Genomic DNA, 21,706 nt, shown 5'->3' on the forward strand with positions numbered 1-21,706 from the left:
GGTCAACGGAATCAGCCGAAAGCCCAGCGCGTCGACCCCTTCCCGAAGGCGGTGATCGCGCTGGACTCCCGTTGTTCCCGGAGACCGCGTAGTCTCTGGGTTTCTGGTCATGGGGCTTTCCCTTTCCGGGCCGCACCATTGCAGCGCCTGGCCATCAGTCGCTGTCAGGCAGGGAAAGGTTCATTTGAGGGATAGCGCGGCGGAAAGCGTTCCCCGGCCGCCGGGCGTCACCAGATCCAGTCGCCCCGGCCGAGCGCCGATACCGCCTCGACGATGCGGGTGAAACTGGTCCGTGCCCGGCCGACCATGTGCCGGGCCCTGAGATAGCCGTGCACAAGGCCCGGCTCCTCGAACCAGGCGGCGCGTCCGCCGGCCGCGACGATGCGGTCGCGATAGGCCTCGCCGTCGGACGACAGCGGGTCGCATTCGGCGGTGATCAGCACCGTCGGCGGCAAATTGGCGAAATCGGCGTCGGCGAGCGGGTAGAGCGTGATATCGCCGGTCCGGTCCGCGCCGCCGGTGCGGATATGCTTGTAGAAATCGAGGTCGCGCACCGTCAGCATCGGCGCCTCGGCATGGGTGACGTAGGAGCCGCGCGAATGGTCGCCGCCAAGGCCGGGATAGATCAGCATCTGGCCGGCCGGCTTCTTTGCATGGCCGCGCGTCGCATGCGCTGTCGCCGCGCAGAGATTGCCGCCGGCGCTGTCGCCACAAAGCACGACAGGGCGGTCATAGGTCCTGGCGGCCCATTCGAAAGCGTCCATCGCGTCGTCGAAGGCGGCCGGATGCAGATGTTCCGGCGCCAGCCGGTAATCGACCGAGACCACCTCGAAGCCGGTGCGGGCGCAAAGCTCGGCGCAGACATCGTCATGGCTGTCCAGCCCGCCCAGGATGAAGCCGCCGCCATGGAGATAGAGCACCATGGCGGCATTGTTCGGCGTGGCGTTGCGATAGATGCGGATCGGGATGCCGTTGGCGATGCTTGTCGTCTCGGCGGTCACGCCTTGCGGGTAGCCGGCAAAGAACTCCCGGCACATCCGGTCATAGATCGCGCGCTGCTGGGTTATCGTGTAGTCGATCGTGTCCGGCGGATAATAGGAGTTGGTCTTCTCGATGAAGGCCCAGGTCTCGGCATCGATCAGGGTTTTGTAGTCGGTCATGGCGATTGGACCGACTGGAGAGGTTCAGCCCGGTCACCCCCCTCTGGCCCGCCGGCCATCTCCCCCGCAAGGGGGGAGATCGGATGTCGCATTTGCCTTCGCCAATCTCCAGCGGGGGAAGGTGAGCGCCGGCGCCGACACTGCCAATCTCCCCCCTCGAGGGGGAGATGCCCGGCAGGGCAGAGAGGGGTGCCTCGCGCCGTCATCTCCGACGTTATCGTCCCTTCCAAACCGGGTCGCGCTTTTCCGCGAACGCCCGGAACCCCTCCATATTGTCTTCGGAGCCATAGAGCGCGTCGACCGTCGGCAACTGCCGGCGTGTCACCTTGTTCATCGCGTCCTGGAAGGTCAGCGCCTCGGCCACGCGCGCCGTCTCCTTGATCGAGGCGAACACCAGCGGCGGGCCGCTGGCCAAGAGCCTTGCGATCTCCCAGACGCGCTCTTCGAGCTTGTCCTTGGGCAGCACTTCGTTGACTAGGCCCCAGCGATGCGCTTCGGCGACATCCATCCAGCGGCCGGTGAACAGGAGGTCCATGGCGATGTGGTAGGGGATGCGCTTCGGCAGCTTGATGGTGGCTGCGTCGGCCAGCGTGCCCGCACGGATCTCCGGCAGCGCGAAGGAGGAATGGTCCGAGGCGTAGATGAGGTCGCAGGACAGCGCCAGTTCGAAGCCGCCGCCCACCGCCATGCCGTTGACGCAGGCGATCACCGGCTTGTTGAGGTCGCGCAACTCCTGCAGCCCGGCAAAGCCGCCGACGCCGTAATCGCCGTCGACCGCGTCGCCGGCGGCGGCCGCCTTCAGGTCCCAGCCGGCGCTGAAGAACTTGTCGCCTGCGGTCTTGACGATCGCGACGCGCAGGTCGGGATCGTCCCGGAACGCCCTGAAGGTCTCGCCCATCAGCCGCGATGTCTTCAGGTCGATGGCGTTGGCCTTCGGCCGGTCGAGCGTGACCTCGAGGATCGTGCCCTCGCGGCGGGTGGTGATGATTTCAGTCATTCTTCTTTTCTCCAAGCACCAGCAGGGCATCCGCGATCCAGGCGCCCTTGCCTTCGGCACAGACGATCAGCGGGTTGATGTCGAGCTCCTCGATCTCGACTTCGTTCTTCTGGACGAAGTCGGCAATGCCGGCGATGGCGTCGATGGCCGCCTGGACATCGGCCTTCGGCCGGCCGCGATAGCCTTCGAGCAGCGGATAGAGCTTCAATCCATGCAGCGCCGCCTCGATGTCGTCGCGCGTCGCCGGCAGCATCAGGGTCACGCTGTCGCGCAGAAGCTCCACCAGCACGCCGCCGGTGCCGAGCGTCATCACCACGCCGAACATCGGATCGCGGGTGAAGCCGACGATCAGTTCGGCGACGCCGTCGCGCACCATGCGCTCGGCATAGAGCCCGGTGCCGAGCGGCAGAAGGTCATGCGCGGCGGCGCTGACGGATTCGGCGTCCTTGAGGTTCAGCCTGACGGCGCCGACTTCCGACTTGTGCGTGACGCCGAGCGCCTTCAGCGCCACCGGGAAGCCCAGCGTCATCGACGAGATCACCGCCTCGACCGCGTTGGAAGCGCGCTCGCCCTTCGGCACCGGCAGGCCGGCCTTGATCAGCCTTTCCTTGGCTTCGGCCTCGTCCGGCGTCACGTGTCTGGCTTCCGACGCGCCCGCGGCCGTGGTGTCGACCGGCTGCGCCTGCGGCTCGCGCCAGGCCCAGCCGATGAAGGCGGCGGCCTGGGCGGCGTCCATAGCCTCCGAAATGCCGAACAACGGCACCATGCCGCGCCCCATCAGCCCGGCGGTGTACTCCTCCGGCAGGTTTTCCGGCAGCGAGGAGACGATCGCGCCTTGCGCCTTGTTGGTCTTCAATGCCGCCTCGAAGGCGCGCAGCGTCGCCCACCAGTCGACGTCCGAGCAACGGTCGGGGCGCGGGAAGTCCAGCACCAGCATGTTGAGGTCGAAACCGCCCGACACCATGGCGGTGAAGGTGGCCGTCATCGCCGGCTCGTTGTTCCAGATGAAGGTGTGATAGTCGAGCGGATTGGCAACCGCGACCAGCGGTCCGAGCGTCGATTTGACATGCGCGCGATGCTGATCGGCAAGCGCCGGAAAATGCACCCAGCGGCCCTCGGCGCTGTCGGCCATCACGGAGGCTTCGCCGCCGGAGCAGCTCATCGAGGAAAGCTTGTAGCCGGGCAACGGCCCGGTGATGTGCAGCAGCTTCAACGCTTCGATGAAGGCCGGGATGGAATCGACACGCGCAATGCCGAGCCGCTTCAGGAACGCGCCGGAGGCGGCGTCCGAGCCGGCCAGCGAGGCGGTATGCGAGACGGTCGCCTGCCGCGCCTGCTCGGAGCGGCCGACCTTCATGGCGATGATCGGCTTCTCCAGCTCGCGGGCGCGCGCCGCCAGCCTTTCGAAGCCGGCTACCGAGTCGAAAGCCTCGATATGCAGGCCGAGCGAAGTGACGCGCTCGTCCTCGATCAGGCCGAGCGCCATTTCGGACAGGCCGGTCTGCGCCTGGTTGCCCGCCGTCATCAGGAAGGCGATCGGCAGGCCGCGTTTCTGCATCGTCATGTTGATGGCGATGTTGGACGATTGGGTGATGATGGCGACGCCCTTGCCGCCCTCGGCCAGGCGGATGCCGCCATGCTGGTCGGGCCACAACAACGCGCCGTCGGCATAGTTGATCAGGCCATAGCAGTTCGGGCCGATGATCGGCATCTGGCCGGCGGCGGCAACGAGTTCCGCCTGCAGCCGCTCGCCATCCTCGTCATAGGCCTCGGTCTCGAGGAAGCCGGCGGCGAAGCAGACGGCGCCGCCGGCGCCGCGCTCGGCCAGCGCCTTGATCACCTCGATGGTGAGGTGACGGTTGACGCCGACAAAGGCGGCGTCCGGTGCTCCGGGCAGGTCGGCGACGGAGCGGTAGGCCTTGCGACCGGCGACCTCGTCCTTGGTCGGATGCACCGGCCAGATATCGCCGGCAAAGCCCATCTTGATCGACTGTGCCACGACGGCGGCGGCCTGCGCCCCGCCGAACACGGCGATCGATTTCGGGCGCAGGAGACGTTCGAGTTTATGCATGGCCATCTTTTCGTTTGAGCGCGATCTTTCCCCAAAACCGGTCCCGGTTTGGGGTAATCATGCTCTAAGCTCCGAACGGACGCAGCAGCGCCCGCGAAATAATATGTCGCTGAATCTCCGACGTGCCTTCCCAGATGCGCTCGACGCGGGCATCGCGCCAGATGCGCTCCAGCGGCAGGTCGTCCATCAGACCCATGCCGCCATGGATCTGGATGGCTTCGTCGGCGACAAAGGCCAGCATCTCGGTGGCCTTCAGCTTGGCCATCGCCATGTCCTGGTCGGTGACGGTGCCCTGATCGTACTTCCAGCCGGCTTCGAAGACCATCAGGTCGGCGGCCTTGAGCTCCGTCGCCATGTCGGCGAGCTTGAAGGAGACGCCCTGGAACTTGCCAATCTGCTGGCCGAACTGCTGGCGCTGCGCGGCATATTCGATGGCGTGCGACAGCGCGCGCTCGGCGCGGCCGAGGCAGGTTGCGCCGACCTGCAGGCGCGTGGCCCCCAGCCACGAATTCGCGACGTCGAAACCCTTGTGCACCTCGCCGAGTACCTGGGATGCCGGCAGTCGGCAATCGTCGAATTCCAGGATCGAATTGGTGTAGCCGCGATGCGAGACATTGCGGTAGCCGTCGCGCACCGAAAAACCCTTGGTGCCCTTGTCGACGAAGAAGGCGGTGATCTTCTTGCGCTTGCCGCGCGGCGAATCCTCTTCGCCCGAGGCCATGAAGACGATGGCGAAGTCGGCGATGTCGGCATGCGAGATGAAATGCTTGGTGCCGTTGAGCACCCAGTCCGAGCCGTCCTGCACGGCGGTTGCCTTCATCCCGCGCAGGTCGGAGCCGGCGCCCGGCTCGGTCATCGCCAGGCAGTCCCACTTCTCGCCGCGAATGCAGGGGAAGAGGTATTTCTCGCGCTGCTCCGGCGTGCCGGCGAGCAGGATGTTGGAAGGCCGCGCCACGCAGGTCCAGTGCAGCGCGTAGTTGGCGCGGCCAAGCTCCTTCTCGTAGAGCAGCCAGCTTACTGTGTCCAAGCCGGCGCCGCCGACATCGGCCGGCATGTTGGCGGCGTAGAGCCCGGCCCCGATCGCCTTGGCCTTCAATTCGTCGATCAGCTCGCGGCGCAGCACGCCGGTGCGCTCCACCTCGCGCTCATGCGAATAAAGCTCGTTCTCGACGAAGGCGCGCGTCGTCTCGACGATAAGCTTCTGTTCTTCCGAAAGACCGAAATGCATCGCCTCAGCCCTTCTTCTTGCTCTTCTTCGCCTTGTCGGCCTTGGCGGGTTTTGCAGCCTTTGCAGGCTTTTCAACCTTTGCCGGCTTTGCGGCCTTATTCGTCGGCTTGGCGGCTTTGGCCTTAACGGCGGTCTTGGCGGCCGGTTTCGCCGCCAGCTTGGCGAGCTGCTTCGTATAATCCTTGTGCAGCGCGCCGGCGCCCCAACCCTTGCCCTTGTTCTGCTTCGACAGCGCTTCCATGATCGCGACCAGATTGTCGTCGCGGATCTTCTCCAGCTCGCGGATCGACAGGCCGTGCGCCTGCTCGTCCGACTGCGTGGCGATCAGGTCGACAAGCTCGTCGTTGAACTCCGGCACGTCCATCAGCTTGGTCCACGGCCATTTCAGGCAAGGTCCGAACTGCGCCATGAAGTGGCGCATGCCGGCCTCGCCGCCGGCGACCCGGTAGACCTGGAACATGCCCATCTGCGCCCAGCGCAGGCCGAAGGAATAGCGCATGATGTCGTCGAGTTCCTCGACGGTGCAGATGCCGTCCTTGACCAGCCAGAGCGCCTCGCGCCAGGCGGCTTCAAGCAGGCGGTCGCCGACAAAGGCCTCGATCTCCTTGCGCACCACCACCGGCTTCATGCCGATCGAGGCGTAGAGCTCCTTGGCGACCTCGATCGCTTCGGGGAACGTCTGCTCGCCGCCGACGATCTCGACCAGCGGCAGAAGATAGACCGGGTTGAACGGATGGCCGACGACCAGCCGCTCCGGGTGCTTCTTCATCGCCACCTGCATGTCGGTCGGCTTGATGCCGGAAGTCGACGAGCCGACGATGGCGTTGGCCGGCGCATGCGCGTCGATCTCGGCCAGCACCTTGTGCTTGAGATCGAGCCGCTCCGGCACGCTTTCCTGGACAAAGTCGGCATCGACCACCGCCTCGGCGATCGTCTTGGCGAAGGTGAGCTTGCCTTCCTTGGGCAGACCGCCGGGCAGCATCTGCTTGTAGGCGCGGCGCGCGCCCTTCAAGACCTCGCCGACCTTGCGCGACGCTTCCGGATCGGGATCGAAGATCGACACGTCGATGCCGTTCAAGAGCAGCCGCGCCACCCAGCCGGCGCCGATGACACCGCCGCCGATGGCGGCCGCCTTGTTGATGATGCTCATGCTTGTCAGGCTCCGGTTCTCGTCTTGGCTGTATCGGGGTTGGTGAGGGCCACGCGCTCGCCGGCGCGGATCACCGCCGGGTCGTAGGCCTTGCGGGCGAAGACTTCGAGCACGAAGGGCCGGAAGAACTCGACCGGCAGTGTCTCGTAGTCGGGATCGAAGCTCGACTGGTCCCAGCGCTCGCAGAACCGGTCGCAGTCGTCGAAATAGGGATGGCCGGCGAAGCGGTCGCGGGTATGCCGGTTGCCGCCAAGGTGATGCGCGTAGTAGAGCCGTTGGAAGTCGCCGTGCTTTTCCACCACCCAGGTGCATTGCTCGCGCACGAAGGGCTTCAGGATCGCGGCCGCATATTCGTCGTGATTGTAGGGCGCGTAGATGTCGCCGATGTCGTGCAGCAGAGCGCAGACGATCCAGTCGGTGTCGGCGCCGTCCTGCCAGGCCCGCGTCGCCGCCTGCAGCGAATGGCCGAGCCGGGTGATCTTGTAACCGGAAAGCCCTTCGTCCAACTGCACGAGCGCGTCGAGCAGCCGGTCGCCGGTCTTGGCGGCATAGTCGATCTCATGGGCGGTCAGGAATTCGTAGTCTTCCTTGTCGCCGTCCTTCATCGCGGTGAATTTGACGGTATCAGCCATGACCAACGCCCGCCTTACGCCGCGGCCGCGATCGGTGCCCGCTTGGTGAGATTGAGCTTCTTGCGCACTTCCTCAGGCCCGAGCACGCGCGCGCCGAGATTGGTGACGATGCTGGCCGCGCGCTCGACCAGCTGCGCGTTTGTCGCCAGCACGCTCTTGTCGAGCCACAGATTGTCTTCCAGGCCGACGCGGACATTGCCGCCGGCAAGCACGGCCGCCGCCGCATAGGCCATCTGGTTGCGGCCGATCGAGAAGGCCGACCAGTTCCAGGTCGAGGGCACGTTGTTGACCATCGCCATGAAGGTGTTGAGGTCGTCCGGCGCGCCCCATGGCACGCCCATGCAGAGCTGCACCAGCGCATCCGGGTCGAGCACCTTTTCCTCGACCAGCTGCTTGGCGAACCACAGATGTCCGGTGTCGAAGGCCTCGATCTCCGGCTTCACGCCCAGCGCCGTCATCATACCGCCCATGGCGCGCAGCATGCCGGGCGTGTTGGTCATCACATAATCGGCCTCCGCGAAATTCATCGTGCCGCAATCCAGCGTGCAGATCTCCGGCAGGCACTGGCGCACATGTTCCATGCGGTTGGTGGCGCCTCCCATGTCGGTGCCCTTCTCGTTGAGCGGCAGCGGCGCTTCCGGCGAGCCAAACACCATGTCGCCACCCATGCCGGCGGTCAGGTTCAGCACCACGTCGACGTTCGCTTCGCGGATGCGCTCGGTCACCTCGCGGTAGAGATGCACGTCGCGCCTCGGCTTGCCGGTCTCGGGGTCGCGCACATGGCAATGGACGATCGCCGCACCCGCCTTGGCGGCGTCGATCGCCGAATCGGCGATCTGCTTGGGCGAGCGCGGCACATGCGGGCTGCGGTCCTGCGTGCCGCCGGAGCCGGTCACGGCACAGGTAATGAAGACCTCGCGGTTCATCGCAAGCGGCATCTTGATCCTCCCAGATTCGATCGGCCATGCATGCCACCCAGAAGCGGGAGCCGATAGCGGCACGGCATGCACGGCAACTCAGCAAGAATGCCCGACTTGCCGGAAACTGTTTTGCGTTTTACGAAGCTCTCATGATCAAAAGCGAAAAACCGACCATCTTTCGGTCCGAGCGCGAGACGCTGAAGGTTACGCTCCTCGTGTTCTCGGGGTCATCGATCATGTGCGTGGCCTCGGCGGTCGACCCGCTGCGCGCCGCAAACCGCATCTCAGGCGAGACGCCGTTCGATTTCAAGCTGGTCTCGGTCACCGGCGAGGCGCCGGTGACGACATGCGGCCTTCCCGTGGCTGTCAGCGGCCGCTTCGACGCGGCCGAGGCCACCGACATGCTGGTTGTCGTCGCCGGCTTCGGCACGCAGAACTACGCCACGTCGGCATTGCTCGCGGGCCTGCGCAGGGCAGCGCGCGCTGCACGCGCTTGCGGTGGTGTCGAGGCGGGAACCTGGCTGGTGGCGCGCGCCGGCCTGCTCGAGGGCCGCAGCGCCACCACGCATTGGGAAGACATGGAGGATTTCTCCGCCGCTTTCCCGGGCGTGGATGTGCGGCCGGATCGCTATGTCATCGACGGGCCGGTCTTCACCTCCGGCGGCGCCTCGCCGACCTTCGACCTGATGCTGCATCTGGTCCGCACAAGGCTCGGCATGGCCGCCGCGCTCGATGTAGCGAGCGTCTTCATTTACGACCAGGCGCGCGCCGCGACCGACGCGCAGCCGCTGGTCTCGCTCGGCCGGCTCGACGGCTACGATCCGCGGCTTGCCCAGGTAATCCGGCTGATGGAAGCGCATGTCGACCAGCCGCTCACCATCGACGCCGTGGCAAAACGCGCCGGCGTCACGGCGAGAACGCTGGAAAGCATTTTTCGCAAGTCGATCGGCGAGACGCCCGGCGCCTATTATCTGAGGCTGCGCCTCAGCGCCGCCCGCCGCCTGGTGGTCGATACGCGCATTGCCATGGCCGATATTGCCGGGCGGACAGGCTTTTCGTCCGCCGCAGCATTTTCCAGGGCATTTTCGAGAGCGTTCGGCGAGGCGCCGGTCAGGCTTCGCCGAGGGTAGGGCTAAGGCGGCGGCTTGCCGCTCGCTGAGGCGGCGGCTTGCCGCTCGCTCAAGCGGCAGCCTGCTGCTCGCTCAAGCGGCGGTCTGCCGGTCGCTGGCGCTGTCCATCTGCGAGCGCATCTGTCTCGCAAGACGGATTTCGAAGCGGTTGCTGACGGCGCGATCCCATTCGGTCTTCACGTCGTTCGTCGGCCGCGGCAATGCCATCAGCCGGTCGATGATTGATCCGGTTTCGCCGGACGAGAGCAGGGCGTCGATTTCGCGTTCATGCTGCATATCGGTTCGCCTCCTTCTTCTTCACCCGCCACAGGAGCTACGTTTATACGAGTTCCGTGACGGCTGTTTGAAGGCAAGAGCGGGGCGATTAAGGGGCGGCTCGGGGCAAAACCTTGTCGTGAAGTTCTGCCCCGCGCGAATGCAATACGGTCGGGCATTCCGCCTGAGCGATCAGACGTAGCGGTTGACGATGTTCTCCAGCAGTTCCTGCCGGCCGGAGCGCGGCTGCGGCTCGATCTTCTCCTTCACCACGCGCTCGGCGATCTCCTCCAGCGTGCGCTCGCCCGAAACGATCGCCTTGCCTTCGGCGGTGTTCCAGCCAGCATAGCGCTCGGCGAGCGGGCCGGACAGCGCCTTGTCCTCGATCATCTTGGCCGCCGCCTTGAGGCCGCGCGCGCAAGCATCCATGCCGCCGATATGGCCGATCAGGAGGTCGCCCGGGTCGAGCGACTGGCGCCTGAGCTTGGCGTCGAAATTGGTGCCGCCGGTCTTGAAGCCGCCGGCCTGCAGGACCTGGTAATAGGCCAGCGCCATTTCCGGCACGTTGTTGGGGAACTGGTCCGTGTCCCAGCCCGACTGGTAGTCGTTGCGGTTCATGTCGATCGAACCGAAGATTCCGAGCGCATTCGCCAAAGCCAGCTCATGCTCGAAGGAATGGCCGGCCAGGATCGCGTGGCCCTGCTCGATGTTGAGTTTTACTTCCTTCTCCAGCCCGAAGCGCTTGAGGAAGCCATAGACGGTGGCGACGTCGTAGTCGTACTGGTGCTTGGTCGGCTCCTGCGGCTTCGGCTCGATCAGTATCGTGCCCTTGAAACCGATCTTGTGCTTGTAATCGACGACGAGATTGAGGAAACGGCCGGCCTGCTCCTGCTCGCGGGCAAGGTCGGTGTTGAGCAGCGTCTCATAGCCCTCGCGGCCGCCCCACAGCACATAGTTCTCGCCCTTGAGCTTCTTGGTGGCGTCGATGCAGCTTTTCACCGTCGCGGCCGCATAGGCGAACACGTCCGGATCGGGATTGGTGGCCGCGCCCGACATGAAGCGGCGGTGCGAGAAGAGGTTTGCCGTGCCCCATAGCAGCTTGACGCCGGTCTCGCTCATTTTGGTTGCGAAATAGTCGGTGATCTCGTCGAGGCGCGCGGCGCTCTCCGAAAAATCCTTGCCTTCCGGGCGCACGTCTGCGTCGTGGAAGCAGAAATAGGGCGCCCCCAGCAGCGAGAACATTTCGAAGGCGACGTCGGCCTTGAGCTTGGCCAGTTCCATCGTGTCGACGCCGCCCGGCTTGGCGAACCAGGGGCGGTCGAAGGTCTGGCCGCCAAACGGGTCGCCGCCCGGCCATGCAAAGGAATGCCAATAGGCGACGGCGAAGCGCAGATGGTCTTCCAGTCGCTTGCCGGCGACGACCTCGTCCGGATTGTAGAAGCGATAGGCGAGCGGATTGGTCGAATCCGGCCCTTCATATTTGATTGTCTTGATGTCGCCGAAAAATCCGCTGCTCATGGTTTCCTTCCTCTCCGAGATGGTTTCGCCCGATTACCTCAGGCGTAATTGGTTTCACTCTTTTGCGGCGCGAAAAGCGTCATGTCGAAACGATCCAACGAAGGATGATGACAATGACCGAACTCAACACGATCGCCCGCAACTACATCGCCGCCTGGAACGAGAGCGATGCGGCCCGCCGCAAGGCACTCCTCGACGCGGCCTTCACCAAGGATGTCAGCTATCGCGACCCGGTCATGCACGGCGACGGCCACGCCGGCGTCGCGGCACTGATCGACGGCGTGCAGCAGCGCTTTGCCGGCTTCCGCTTCTCGCTGAAGGGTGAGCCGGACGGCTTCGCCGACCGCATCCGTTTCTCGTGGAATCTGGGACCCGAAGGCACGGAGTCCGTCATCGAGGGAACGGATATCGGCGTCATCGAGGATGGCCGCCTCAAGAGCGTCACCGGGTTTTTGGATAAGGTGCCGGCGCAGTGAGGCTAATTTCGGAGGGGCGGTGCGAGGCCCCCCTCTCTGGCCTGCCGGCCATCTCCCCCTCGAGGGGGGAGATCGGACGTCACGCCGGCTTTCGCTAATCTCCAGCGTTGCAGGAAGGAGCAGGGCGCCCCAACTGCCAATCTCCCCCCTTGAGGGGGAGATGCCCGGCAGGGCAGAGAGGGGGGCCTCGCGCCTGCTCACGCGGTTACCGCCCGGATCGCCGGATAGAGCGCGCGATAGCGCTGGTAGGCATCCGCGAAGGCGCCACCCAGGCTTGCGTCCGGCTCGATGGTCGCATCCGTTGCCGGCGCTGTGCACACGGCCAACGGATCAGCACCCGTCGCGGCGATCAACCCCAGCCGTGCCGCGCCGAAGGCGGCGCCGAAATCGCCATCGGCGGGAATATCGACCGGCACCTGCAACGCGGTGGCGATCGCCTTCAGCCAATAGCGCGAGCGCGAGCCGCCGCCGATCGCGGTCACCCGCGTCAGCTCCGTGCCGGCCTTCTTCAGGGCCTCGAGACTGTCGCGGAAAGCGAAGGCGACGCCTTCGAGCACCGCCTGCGCCAGCACCGCCCGGCTCGATTCATGCGCGAGCCCGGTGAAGGAGCCGCGGATGGCGGAATCATTGTGCGGCGTGCGCTCGCCCGAAAGATAGGGCAGGAAGGTGACGCCTGTCGGCGCCTTCAGCGCATCGCCGAGTTCACGCGTCAGGTCGCCGGCGCCCTTTCCGGTGATTTCCGATAGCCAGTTGAGCGAATCGGTGGCCGACAGGATGACGCCCATCTGGTGCCATGTGTTGGGCAGCGCATGGCAGAAAGTGTGCACCGCGCTTTCCGGGTTGGGCAAATAGGAGGCGTTCGCTGCAAACAGCACGCCCGACGTCCCGAGCGAGACGAAGGCGTGGCCGGCGCCGACCGTGCCCATGCCGCAGGCCGAGGCCGCGTTGTCGCCGGCGCCGCCGGCAACAGGAATACCCGCCGCGACGCCCCACTTGGAAGCGAGTTCACCGCGCAGCCCACCGGCCTTGGCCGTGCCCTCGACCAGCGACGGCATGTGCTTCTCGTCGAGCGACGTCGCCGCAAGCAATTCGGGCGCCCAGCGCCGCTTGCCGACATCCAGCCACGATGTGCCGGCCGAATCCGACATTTCCGAAATATGCTCGCCGGTCAGCCAGAGCCGCAGATAGTCCTTGGGCAGCAGCACCTTGGCGACGGCGGCAAAGATCCGGGCTTCGTGTTCCTTCACCCAGGCAAGCTTTGGCGCGGTGAAGCCCGGAAAGACGATGTTGCCGGTGAGCTTGCGGAAGCGCGGATCGGCATCGAGCGCGGCCGCCTCGACATGGCTGCGGGTGTCGTTCCACAGGATGCAGGGGCGCAACACCTTGTCCGATGCATCGAGCAGGGTGGCGCCATGCATCTGGCCGGAAAGGCCGATGCCCTTGACCGCGGCCAGCTCTTTTGGATGCGAAGCCTTGAGTTCGGCAATCGCCGCCTCGCATGCCTCGATCCAATGCGCCGGATCCTGTTCCGACCAGCCCGGATGCGGCCGCGAGACATCGAGCGATCCGTGGCCGGAGCCGATGACCTTCTGGCCGCCGTCGATCAGCAGCGCCTTGACGCCCGATGTGCCCAGGTCGAGGCCGAGATACATGATTTCCTCCCAATGCCGTTAATTTTTTCGGATCTCGAAAAAATCTGGCTTGGCCAGTTTTTAGGGCAAGATCCGTCCCGGGTCAATTCTCTGACAAATCGGCGGCGCGCCGCATGAACAGCGCCGATAGCGGGCTTTCCGGCCGCGCCAGCTGTCGCTCGGCCGTCAGCGCCCGCGCGAGCGCCGTATCGCCGGCGCGCAGAGCGGCCTCGATCAGCGTCAGGTCGATCACGTCGCGCTGCGCATGGCTGCCCCCGAAACGATGCGCGATCGAGCGGATCGGCCGGATCAGGCGCACTGTCTCGTCGTGATTGCCTTCGCCGAAGGCCTTGATCGCAAGCGTCAGCGGATGTCCGACATCGCGCGTGAAGGCGGCATTGTCGTCGCTGCCGCGCATCGCTTCGCGTTGCGCCTCGAGCAGCGTCTTGGCCGGCGCCTCCAGTCCGGCGCCGACAAAGGCCATCATCGCATGCGCGTCGTTGAAGGCGTAATTGCCGGCGGCGGCTTTCGGGATCCAGTTGGCGGCGAGCGCCGCCCAGCGGTCGCCGACATCGACGCCGCCCAGAGTGAGGCGCCACAGGATCGCCGAGGCATCGACCATGTTGAGCGCCAATGTCGAGGGGTCGCCATAGATCGGCCCGTCATAGAGCTTGAGCACCTCGTCGGTTTCGCCGAGATCGTAATGGAACAGCGCCAGGTGCCACCAATTGTGGATCTGCAGGAAGCTGTCCTTCGACCAGGCGTCGGGATCGGCGCGCATCCAGGCGATGCCGTCTCGTTGTCGGCTTTGCATTTCCATGACATGCGCGACCGCATGCTGCGCCCAGCCATCGCGCGGTTCGATCTCCACAGCCTGCCGGCCGAAGGATTCGGCACGGGCATAATCGCCCATCTCCTCCAGCCCGAAGGCCTGCATGCCGAGAATGGCGTGGTAGCCCGGCATGCCTTTTTGCCAGGCCGGCAGCGCCCGGCCGATGCGGTCGCGCAGCATGCGCGCATTGCCGGTGAAGAAGTCGATCTGATGCCCCACTTGCAGCGCCAGCGCGTCGTGCGGGGTGTCGATCGCGATGTCCTCGAGGATGCGCGCGGCTTCATGCCAGTGGCCATTGGCGAGATGGCCGAGCGCCGCGACATGCGCCTGTTCGCGCGTGGCGCCGGCAAGCGGCTGCGCCGCCGCATGACAGGATCGCACGACGGCCGTCGCCTCCCGCTCCGTGGCAAGGCCGAACAGATAGCCTTTGAACACATGCGCCATCACGAAGCCGGGATCGTCGGCGATGGCGCGATCGATTGTAGCGACCGGGTCGCCGACGAAGCATTGCAGCTCATGCACGGCGCGGGCATAGGACGGGAACCCGGCTTCAGTCGCGCCCGAGTAAGCCAGGCCGAATGCGTCCTCCATCATTACGTCCTCGCTATCGACGATTTTTCGGTCGGGATCCGATCCTAGAGCAACCCGTACCAACCCGCCAACCGCGGAGACGTGATCTGCCTCGCTTTTGCCCCAGGCCTAGCTGCTGGAGCGCATCGCCACCGTGGCGATGCCGGCGCCGACCAGCAGCGTGCCGCCGGTGCGATTGAAGATGCGGATCGCCTTCGGGTTGCGCACGATCGCGCGGGCCCTGGATGCAACCAGCGCATAGCCGAAGGCGTTGGCGAAAGCCAAGGTCAGGAAGGTCGTCTCGAAGATCAGCATCTGCGTCCAGAAGTCGGCGTGCCGGTCGAGGAACTGCGGCAGGAAGGCGACGAAGAAGGTGATGCTCTTCGGGTTCAGCGCCGTCACCAGCCAGGCATGCGCCATCATCCTTGCCGCCGAGACCGCGTCGGTGCGCGGCTCGGCCTTCAGCGCGCCGCCGGCGCGGAACAGTTTTATGCCGAGATAGATGAGATAGCCGGCGCCGATCGCCTTGAGCACGGTGAACACCGTGGCCGAAGCCGCGAGCAGCGCGCCGATGCCGAGCATCGACAGCGTCATGGCGGTGAAGTCGCCCAGCGCCACGCCCACCGCCATCGGCAGCGCGGTGCGCCAGCCTTGCCCCAGCGCGTAGGAGACGACCAGCAGGATCGTCGGGCCTGGAATGACGAGAAGGATGGACGAGGCGGCGGCGAAGGCGGCCCAGTTTTCGAAGGACATTTCCCTGCTCCTTGAGCGCAAAGAAAAGGATAAATCCTGGGGTCGCCGGGAATGTAAAGAGCCGATGCGGAAAACTCTTCGTCAGCGGCTATGCGCGTGGGGGCCAAGCAACCAGGCGTTAGGGTTAAGGCCGGCGCAAAGTCTTTCACGCTTTTTCAACCATGAATGAGGAAAATACCCGCTATCCGGCCGGACCGTGCTTCCCGCCGGCAGCGTAGGGTTTGGTGCATGCGCGAGTTGCCGCAAAGTCTGACGCCGCCTTCCAACGGCGCCGCAATCGATACCGAAATTCAGCTTTCCCGCCGCGCCGTGCTTTCCGGTGCCGGCGCCATGGCGCTGCTCGGCCTGGCCGGCTGCAGCGCCACCGACACGCTCGACCTGCCGCAAATGCAGCTCGACAACACCGTCACCGGTTCCGTGCCGCCCATGCGCCCGGCGATCAGCGTCGACAAGAACATCACCGGCCCCGACGTCATGTACGCCTCGCTCACCGACGGCGGTTTCCAGGTGCCGGAGGTGCCGTGGCGGAAGGTCAAGCCGCAGTTCCGCCGCCAGATCGTCGTCGACCAGACCGGCGAGGCGCCCGGCACCATCGTCGTCCATCTGCAGGAGCGCATGCTGTATCTGGTGCAGCCGGGCGGCGACGCCATCCGCTACGGCGTCGGCATCGGCAAGGACGGCTTCCGCTGGTCGGGCCGCGCCAACATCCAGTACGGCCGCGAATGGCCGGTCTGGACGCCGCCGCCGGAGATGATCCAGCGCAAGCCGGAATTGGTGAAATGGCAGGGCGGCCAACCCGGCGGCCTCACCAACCCGCTCGGCGCCCGCGCGCTCTACATCTACCAGAACGGCAAGGACACCGGCTACCGCATCCACGGTTCGCCCGAATGGTGGAGCATCGGCCAGGCGATGTCGTCGGGCTGCGTGCGCCTGATCAACCAGGACATCATCGATCTCTACAGCCGCGTTTCCAAGAAGAACCCGGTCGTGGTGGTCTGATCTTTTTCGGGCGGCCTGTGCGGCCGCCACTTTCAGGATCATGCTTCCGTTTCTTCCGTTGCGCGATGCCGCAAGACAGGCGAAGGTGCCCTGAAAGCCTTCGCCTAGAGCCGGATGATTTCAGGTCTGTTCGACCTGAAATCTGAATCCGTCTCCAAATCAAAGAATTAGAGCATGATGTCGTCCGAAAACCGCTTCACACTTTTCGGCATCATGCTCTAGGGAGTGAAAAAGCATGGCTGAAACCTTCGTCATCGCGCAGGGCGGTGGCCCGACCGCCGTCATCAACCAGACTGTCGTCGGCGCCACGCTGGAAATCCGCAAGCGCCATCCCGGCGCCAAGGTGCTGGGCTCGATCCACGGCGTGCGCGGCATCCGCGACGGCAATTATGTCGATCTTTCCGCCATTCCTGAGGACCGGCTTCGGCTGATTGCCGGCACGCCGAGCGCCGCCCTTGGCTCGACCCGCGACAAGCCCGACGCCGCCTATTGCGAGGTCATCCTCAACGGCTTGAAGAAGGCAGGCGCCGACGCCTTCATCTATATCGGCGGCAACGACACGTCAGGCACCCAGCAGATCCTGACCGATGCCGCCGGCGGCTCGATCGCCTTCGTGCACGCGCCGAAAACCATCGACAACGACCTCGAGGAGAACGACCATACGCCGGGCTTCATCTCGGCCGCCGAATTCGTCGCCGGCGCGTTCCTGTCGGTCGATCTCGATTTCCGTGCGCTGCCCGGCATTTATGTCGGCATCGTCATGGGCCGGCATGCCGGCTTTCTCACAGCTGCCGCGGCCGCCTGGCAGCTCGATCCCGACAGCGGCCCGCATTTGATCTACGTGCCCGAGCGCGCCTTCTCGGCAAAGCGCTTCATCGATGAAGTGCGCGAAAAGCTCGATCGTCACAAGCGCTGCATCGTCGCCGTCTCGGAAGGCGTCAGCACCGCCGATGGCAAGGCGCTGGTCGAAAGCCTGGTGCCGGCGGACAAACTCGAGCGCGACCAGCACGGCAACGTCAAACTGTCGGGCAGCGACCTGCCGGCGGCGCTCGAACGCGCTCTGGCCGAAGGCCTGCCGGGCAAGCGCGCGCGGGTCGACGCGCTGGGCTACATGCCGCGCGGCTATGTCGGCGCGATCAGCGCCGTCGACGCCAAGGAAGCCTTCGACGCCGGAGCCTTCGCAGTCGCCGTCGCCGGCGAAGGCGGCGGCTCGGTCGCGATCCAGTATGACGGGTCGAAGACCGTGCTGAAGAAGGTGCCGCTGAAGGCGGTGGCCGGCAAGACGCGCCACATGCCCGACGATTTCATGCAGCCGGACGTCAACCAGCTTTCGGAAGCCGGCATGGCCTACCTGAAGCGGCTGGTGCCGGAAAAGTACAAGGTCGGGAAGCCGTTCGTCTGATGGGCGGCGGCCCGATGCCCGAGCTTGAGTTTGGCGACTGGTTCGGCACGGCAAAAGTCGATGCCGCGACGACGATGCTGACCGAGCCGTTCGTGCATGATTTCGTGCGCGCCAATATCTGGCATCTCAAGGGCCGTGACGCCGATCTGCTGGTAGACACCGGCATGGGTATTTGCCCGCTGGCGCCTCAGATCGACACGCCGGCCGGCAAGCCGCTCATCGTCGTCGCCACCCACATCCATCTCGACCATGTCGGCTCGTTGCACGAATTCCCGCTGCGCATGGGGCCGAAGATGAGCGCTGCGCAATTCGAAAGCATGGATGATGCCGTCACCTACGCTTATATGTTTCACAATCTCGACGGCGCCGTCTCGAAGCTGCCGGCTCAGGGTTGGACGGCGGCTGACTATCGCATTCCTCCCGCCCCGCTGACCCGCGCGCTCGACGAGGGCGATATCGTCGATCTCGGCGACCGGAAATTCCGCGTGCTGCATCTGCCCGGACATTCGCCGGACTCGATCGCGCTTTTCGACGAGACCGACGGCCTGTTCTTCGCCGGCGACGCCATCTATGACGGCATGCTGATCGACGACCTGCCGGATTCGGACCGCACCGCCTATTGCCGCACCATGCAGCGCCTGCTCTACCTGCCGATCCGCATCGGCCATGGCGGCCACGGACCCAGCTTCGATGCCGCCCGCATGCGCGAAATGGCCTCGTCCTACCTGCGCCGCCGGGAGCGGTTCGTAAGCGCCCTCTGAATTAAATCTTCGTAAGGTCGCCTCAAAACCCTAATTATGGCAACTAGGCGTCCTAGATGCGTGTCTGTCGAGACGGCCGGCTGCCATGCACGGCGAGACAGGCAAATCCGGTCATCGGCACGTCGACGGACGATCCCGTGGGAGCGCCCGCGACGCCGGACCAACGCTCGCCCGGACAGAACGACCATGTCACCCTCAAGCATTCTTCGCAGACATCGCGTCGCCGCCCTGTTGGGCGCCGCGCTGATCATTTCGCCCGTCATCGTCTCCTTCGCCCAGAGCAATGCCGGCCTCAGCACCGTAGCCGCGACCACGCAGACGCCCGTCGCCGGCATTACGGCTCCGAACGGCTCCTTCGCGCCGATCATCGCCGTCACCAAGCCGGCCGTTGTCACCATCACTTCGGTGATGAAGGCGCAGCCACAGGACGAGAGCTCGCCGCTCGGCGGCAATGCGCCTTTCGACCAGTTCTTCCAGCAGTTCTTCGGTGACCAGGGCATGCCGATGCCAAAGGCGCCGCCGCAGCAGCAGGGGCAGCGCGCCGAGGCGCTTGGCTCCGGCTTCATCGTCGGCGCGGACGGCACCATCGTCACCAACAATCACGTCATCGACGGCGCAAGCTCGATCAAGGTGACGCTCGACGACGGTACCGAGCTTCCCGCCAAGCTCGTCGGTCACGACGCCAAGAACGATCTGGCGGTGCTCAAGATCAAGGCCGACAAGCCTCTGCCGACCGTCAAATGGGGCGATTCCAATAAGCTGATGACCGGCGACCAGGTGCTGGCGATCGGCAATCCGTTCGGCATTGGCACCACGGTCACCGCCGGCATCGTCTCGGCGCGCGGCCGCGACCTGCATAGCGGGCCGTTCGACGACTTCATCCAGATCGACGCGCCGATCAATCACGGCAATTCCGGTGGCCCACTGGTCGACGTCAACGGCAATGTCATCGGCATCAACACCGCCATCTATTCGCCCAATGGCGGCAGTGTCGGGGTCGGCTTTGCCATCCCGTCCGACCAGGCTGAGAAGGTCGTCGCCAAGCTGATGAAGGGCGGTGACATCGAGTATGGCTATCTTGGCGTGCAGATCCAGCCGGTCACTCAGGATGTCGCCAGCGCCATCGGCCTCGATCATCCGGGCGGCGCGCTGGTTTCCCAGGTCACCGACGGGTCGCCCGCCGCCAAGGCGGGCATCGAGACCGGCGACGTCATCACCGGCTTCGCCGGCCAGGAGATCAAGGATCCCAAGGATCTGTCGCGCGCCGTAGCCGACGTGTCGCCGGGCGCCAAGGAAACGCTCGATGTCTGGCGTAAGGGCAAGGCGATGCAGATTTCCGCTGATGTCGGCCGCAACGCTGACGATCAGAAGACGGCGTCGAACGGCAATGAAGGCCGCAGCCCGTCGGCCGAACAGGGCTTGCGCGTTCCCTCGCTCGGCCTCGGCCTGACCGACCTCACGCCCGATATTCGCGACCAGCTCAACCTTGCCGGCAACCAGCGCGGCGCGGTGGTCGAGCGGGTCAATCCGGACAAGGCGGCTTCGGTCGCCGGCATCCAGCCCGGCGATGTCATCGTCGGCGTCGACCAGATGCCGGTGAAGACCGCCAGGCAGGCCAACCAGGCGATCGCCGAGGCAGGCAAGTCCGGCAAGAGGTCGGTGCTTTTGCTGATCGATCGCGGCGACGCGCAGATCTTCGTGGCCGTGCCCTTCGCCGCCGGCTGACGAACGCATGGTGGCCTGCCGGAAACCGGCAGGTCGCCGAGATTCCTGTTGCCCATGGCGATATCTTCGAGAACACTGCGCCGATTGTTTCTGCCGGCGCAGGAGATGTCTCTATGGTGACCCGTGGTTTCTTTTCCGGACGGCGTCCTCCTTCCGACACCGACGCGCGCATTCCGCCCGGCCAGTATCTGGAGCAGGGTTTCCCAGTTCTGTCGGCCGGGCCGACGCCGCGGGTGCGCGCCGAGGACTGGTCCTTCACCCTCAAGCAGGGGCCGCGGCCGATCAAGAAATGGAACTGGGCCGAATTCAACGCACTGCCGCAGAGCAAGATGACGCGCGACATCCATTGCGTGACGGCCTGGACCAAGTTCAATACGCCGTGGCAAGGCGTGATGATCGACGACATCCTCGCCGATGCCGGCATCGAGCCACCGACCGCCTATACGCTGGCGCTGTCCTTTGATGGCTATTCCACCAATGTTCCGACCAAGGACCTCGTCACCGGCAAGGCGATGGTGGCGCTGCTCTATGAGGGCAAGCCGATCACATCAGATCATGGCGGGCCGGCGCGGCTCCTGGTGCCGCATCTCTATTTCTGGAAATCGGCCAAATGGGTGAACGGGCTGCAGTTCACCGAACGCGACGAGCCGGGCTTCTGGGAGCTGCGCGGCTATCACATGTATGGCGATCCCTGGCGCGAGCAGCGCTATTCCAGTGACCCGTGAGGGCGATCTGTGAGCAGCAATCGATGACCGCCGAGCCGTCGCCGCAATCGCCCTGGCAGGCAGCCACGATCGCCCGCATCGAAAAGCGCACGCCGCGCGTCACCAGCTTCTGGTTCCAGCCGTCGCGGCCCTTCGCCCATCTTGCAGGGCAGCATGTCGACATCAGGCTGACGGCGCCGGACGGCTATCAGGCGCGCCGCTCCTATTCCATCGCTTCGGCGCCGGAAGCAGGTGGCGGCATCGAGCTCGCGATCGAACGGCTCGACGACGGCGAGGTCTCGCCCTTCTTCCACGACGTGGCGGCGGTCGGCGACGAGATCGAGCTGCGCGGGCCGCTGGGCGGCCATTTCATCTGGGAAGAGAGCGACGGCGGGCCGATCCTTCTGGTCGGCGGCGGCTCGGGCGTCGTGCCGCTGATGGCGATGCTGCGCCATCGCACGCTGCGCAACAATGCGGTGCCCGTCGCGCTGGTGTTCTCGGCGCGGGTCTGGGACGAGGTGATTTTCCGTGACGAGCTGGTCGGCCTCGACGATCGTCGCGACGGATTCGATCTGGTGCTGACGCTGACCCGCGAGCCGGCCAGGCGGCCCTCCGATTATTCCCGGCGTGTCGACGCCCGCATGATGGCGCAGGCCCTCGAGCGTCTGCCGAAGACGCCGAGGCTCGCCTATGTCTGCGGCTCGAATGCATTCGTATCGGCCGCCGCCGACGCGCTGATCGGCGCCGGCGTTCCGGCGGGGTTGATCCGCACCGAGCGCTATGGCGTCTGAG

General features: G+C 65.4%; 20 protein-coding genes. 8 read left to right on the forward strand and 12 right to left on the reverse strand.

Annotated elements, in window-relative coordinates; all coding sequences use genetic code 11:
* Window positions 1-227 precede the first annotated feature (227 nt).
* The 7 genes from FJW07_RS00095 to FJW07_RS00125 form a co-directional block, all read right to left on the reverse strand.
* Window positions 228-1,160 (reverse strand): alpha/beta hydrolase, encoded by a 933-nt coding sequence (locus FJW07_RS00095; RefSeq protein ID WP_140853645.1) that lies wholly within the window; start codon window positions 1,158-1,160, stop codon window positions 228-230.
* 214 nt (window positions 1,161-1,374) lie between these two features.
* The gene (locus tag FJW07_RS00100; RefSeq protein WP_140853647.1) at window positions 1,375-2,157 is read right to left on the reverse strand and encodes a carnitinyl-CoA dehydratase; all 783 of its coding nucleotides are present in this window, start codon (window positions 2,155-2,157) and stop codon (window positions 1,375-1,377) included.
* Window positions 2,150-4,228 carry an acetate--CoA ligase family protein gene (locus FJW07_RS00105; protein WP_140853649.1) on the reverse strand — a complete coding sequence of 693 codons (2,079 nt, stop codon included), beginning with the start codon at window positions 4,226-4,228 and terminating at the stop codon, window positions 2,150-2,152. Before FJW07_RS00105 ends, FJW07_RS00100 begins: the two co-directional genes overlap by 8 nt.
* 64 nt (window positions 4,229-4,292) lie before the next feature.
* Window positions 4,293-5,456, reverse strand: coding sequence for an acyl-CoA dehydrogenase (locus tag FJW07_RS00110; RefSeq protein ID WP_140853651.1), 1,164 nt, complete (start codon window positions 5,454-5,456; stop codon window positions 4,293-4,295).
* Between the two features lie 4 nt (window positions 5,457-5,460).
* The gene (locus tag FJW07_RS00115) at window positions 5,461-6,606 is read right to left on the reverse strand and encodes a carnitine 3-dehydrogenase (RefSeq protein WP_246680616.1); all 1,146 of its coding nucleotides are present in this window, start codon (window positions 6,604-6,606) and stop codon (window positions 5,461-5,463) included.
* A 5-nt stretch (window positions 6,607-6,611) separates the two neighbouring features.
* Window positions 6,612-7,238 (reverse strand): HD domain-containing protein, encoded by a 627-nt coding sequence (locus tag FJW07_RS00120; RefSeq protein WP_140853653.1) that lies wholly within the window; start codon window positions 7,236-7,238, stop codon window positions 6,612-6,614.
* A gap of 14 nt (window positions 7,239-7,252) precedes the next feature.
* On the reverse strand, window positions 7,253-8,176 hold the full coding sequence (locus tag FJW07_RS00125) for a 3-keto-5-aminohexanoate cleavage protein (RefSeq protein ID WP_140853655.1): 924 nt from the start codon (window positions 8,174-8,176) through the stop codon (window positions 7,253-7,255).
* Window positions 8,177-8,307: 131 nt separating this feature from the next.
* Here FJW07_RS00125 and FJW07_RS00130 point away from each other — a divergent pair, with 131 nt between their 5' ends.
* Entirely contained in the window at window positions 8,308-9,288 is a 981-nt protein-coding gene (locus FJW07_RS00130) for a GlxA family transcriptional regulator (RefSeq protein ID WP_140853657.1), read from the forward strand.
* A 72-nt stretch (window positions 9,289-9,360) separates the two neighbouring features.
* On the opposite strand, the gene FJW07_RS00135 is transcribed toward FJW07_RS00130, so the two are convergent.
* Together FJW07_RS00135 and xylA are read right to left on the reverse strand one after the other, a co-directional pair.
* On the reverse strand, window positions 9,361-9,564 hold the full coding sequence (locus FJW07_RS00135) for a hypothetical protein (protein ID WP_140702175.1): 204 nt from the start codon (window positions 9,562-9,564) through the stop codon (window positions 9,361-9,363).
* A gap of 171 nt (window positions 9,565-9,735) precedes the next feature.
* Window positions 9,736-11,061, reverse strand: coding sequence for a xylose isomerase (xylA, locus tag FJW07_RS00140; RefSeq protein ID WP_140853659.1), 1,326 nt, complete (start codon window positions 11,059-11,061; stop codon window positions 9,736-9,738).
* Window positions 11,062-11,174: 113 nt separating this feature from the next.
* Here xylA and FJW07_RS00145 point away from each other — a divergent pair, with 113 nt between their 5' ends.
* Window positions 11,175-11,537, forward strand: coding sequence for a nuclear transport factor 2 family protein (locus FJW07_RS00145; protein ID WP_140853660.1), 363 nt, complete (start codon window positions 11,175-11,177; stop codon window positions 11,535-11,537).
* A 197-nt stretch (window positions 11,538-11,734) separates the two neighbouring features.
* Here the strand turns inward: FJW07_RS00145 and xylB are convergent, their stop codons facing one another.
* From xylB to FJW07_RS00165, 3 genes are all read right to left on the reverse strand, one after another.
* Entirely contained in the window at window positions 11,735-13,189 is a 1,455-nt protein-coding gene (xylB, locus tag FJW07_RS00155) for a xylulokinase (RefSeq protein ID WP_140853662.1), read from the reverse strand.
* An 82-nt stretch (window positions 13,190-13,271) separates the two neighbouring features.
* Window positions 13,272-14,591, reverse strand: a complete 1,320-nt coding sequence (locus tag FJW07_RS00160) for a tetratricopeptide repeat protein (protein ID WP_181182546.1) — start codon at window positions 14,589-14,591, stop codon at window positions 13,272-13,274.
* Between the two features lie 108 nt (window positions 14,592-14,699).
* A complete protein-coding gene (locus tag FJW07_RS00165) occupies window positions 14,700-15,323 on the reverse strand; it encodes a LysE family translocator (protein ID WP_140853666.1) in 624 nt (207 codons plus the stop codon).
* 330 nt (window positions 15,324-15,653) lie between these two features.
* Between FJW07_RS00165 and FJW07_RS00170 the strand changes: the two genes are divergently transcribed.
* The 6 genes from FJW07_RS00170 to FJW07_RS00195 all read left to right on the forward strand — a co-directional run bounded on the left by FJW07_RS00170 (window position 15,654) and on the right by FJW07_RS00195 (window position 21,705).
* Window positions 15,654-16,322, forward strand: a complete 669-nt coding sequence (locus FJW07_RS00170; RefSeq protein WP_246680637.1) for a L,D-transpeptidase — start codon at window positions 15,654-15,656, stop codon at window positions 16,320-16,322.
* Window positions 16,323-16,557: 235 nt separating this feature from the next.
* Window positions 16,558-17,724 carry a diphosphate--fructose-6-phosphate 1-phosphotransferase gene (locus FJW07_RS00175; protein ID WP_140853670.1) on the forward strand — a complete coding sequence of 389 codons (1,167 nt, stop codon included), beginning with the start codon at window positions 16,558-16,560 and terminating at the stop codon, window positions 17,722-17,724.
* Between the two features lie 14 nt (window positions 17,725-17,738).
* The gene (locus FJW07_RS00180) at window positions 17,739-18,485 is read left to right on the forward strand and encodes an MBL fold metallo-hydrolase (RefSeq protein WP_140853672.1); all 747 of its coding nucleotides are present in this window, start codon (window positions 17,739-17,741) and stop codon (window positions 18,483-18,485) included.
* 186 nt (window positions 18,486-18,671) lie between these two features.
* Complete coding sequence (locus FJW07_RS00185; protein WP_140853674.1) at window positions 18,672-20,210, forward strand: DegQ family serine endoprotease; 1,539 nt, start codon at window positions 18,672-18,674, stop codon at window positions 20,208-20,210.
* 113 nt (window positions 20,211-20,323) lie between these two features.
* A complete protein-coding gene (locus FJW07_RS00190) occupies window positions 20,324-20,935 on the forward strand; it encodes a molybdopterin-dependent oxidoreductase (RefSeq protein WP_140831968.1) in 612 nt (203 codons plus the stop codon).
* A gap of 23 nt (window positions 20,936-20,958) precedes the next feature.
* Entirely contained in the window at window positions 20,959-21,705 is a 747-nt protein-coding gene (locus FJW07_RS00195) for a ferredoxin reductase (RefSeq protein WP_140853676.1), read from the forward strand.
* Window position 21,706: the final 1 nt, after the last annotated feature.

Source organism: Mesorhizobium sp. B3-1-9, from assembly GCF_006439595.1.
Taxonomy (GTDB): domain Bacteria; phylum Pseudomonadota; class Alphaproteobacteria; order Rhizobiales; family Rhizobiaceae; genus Mesorhizobium.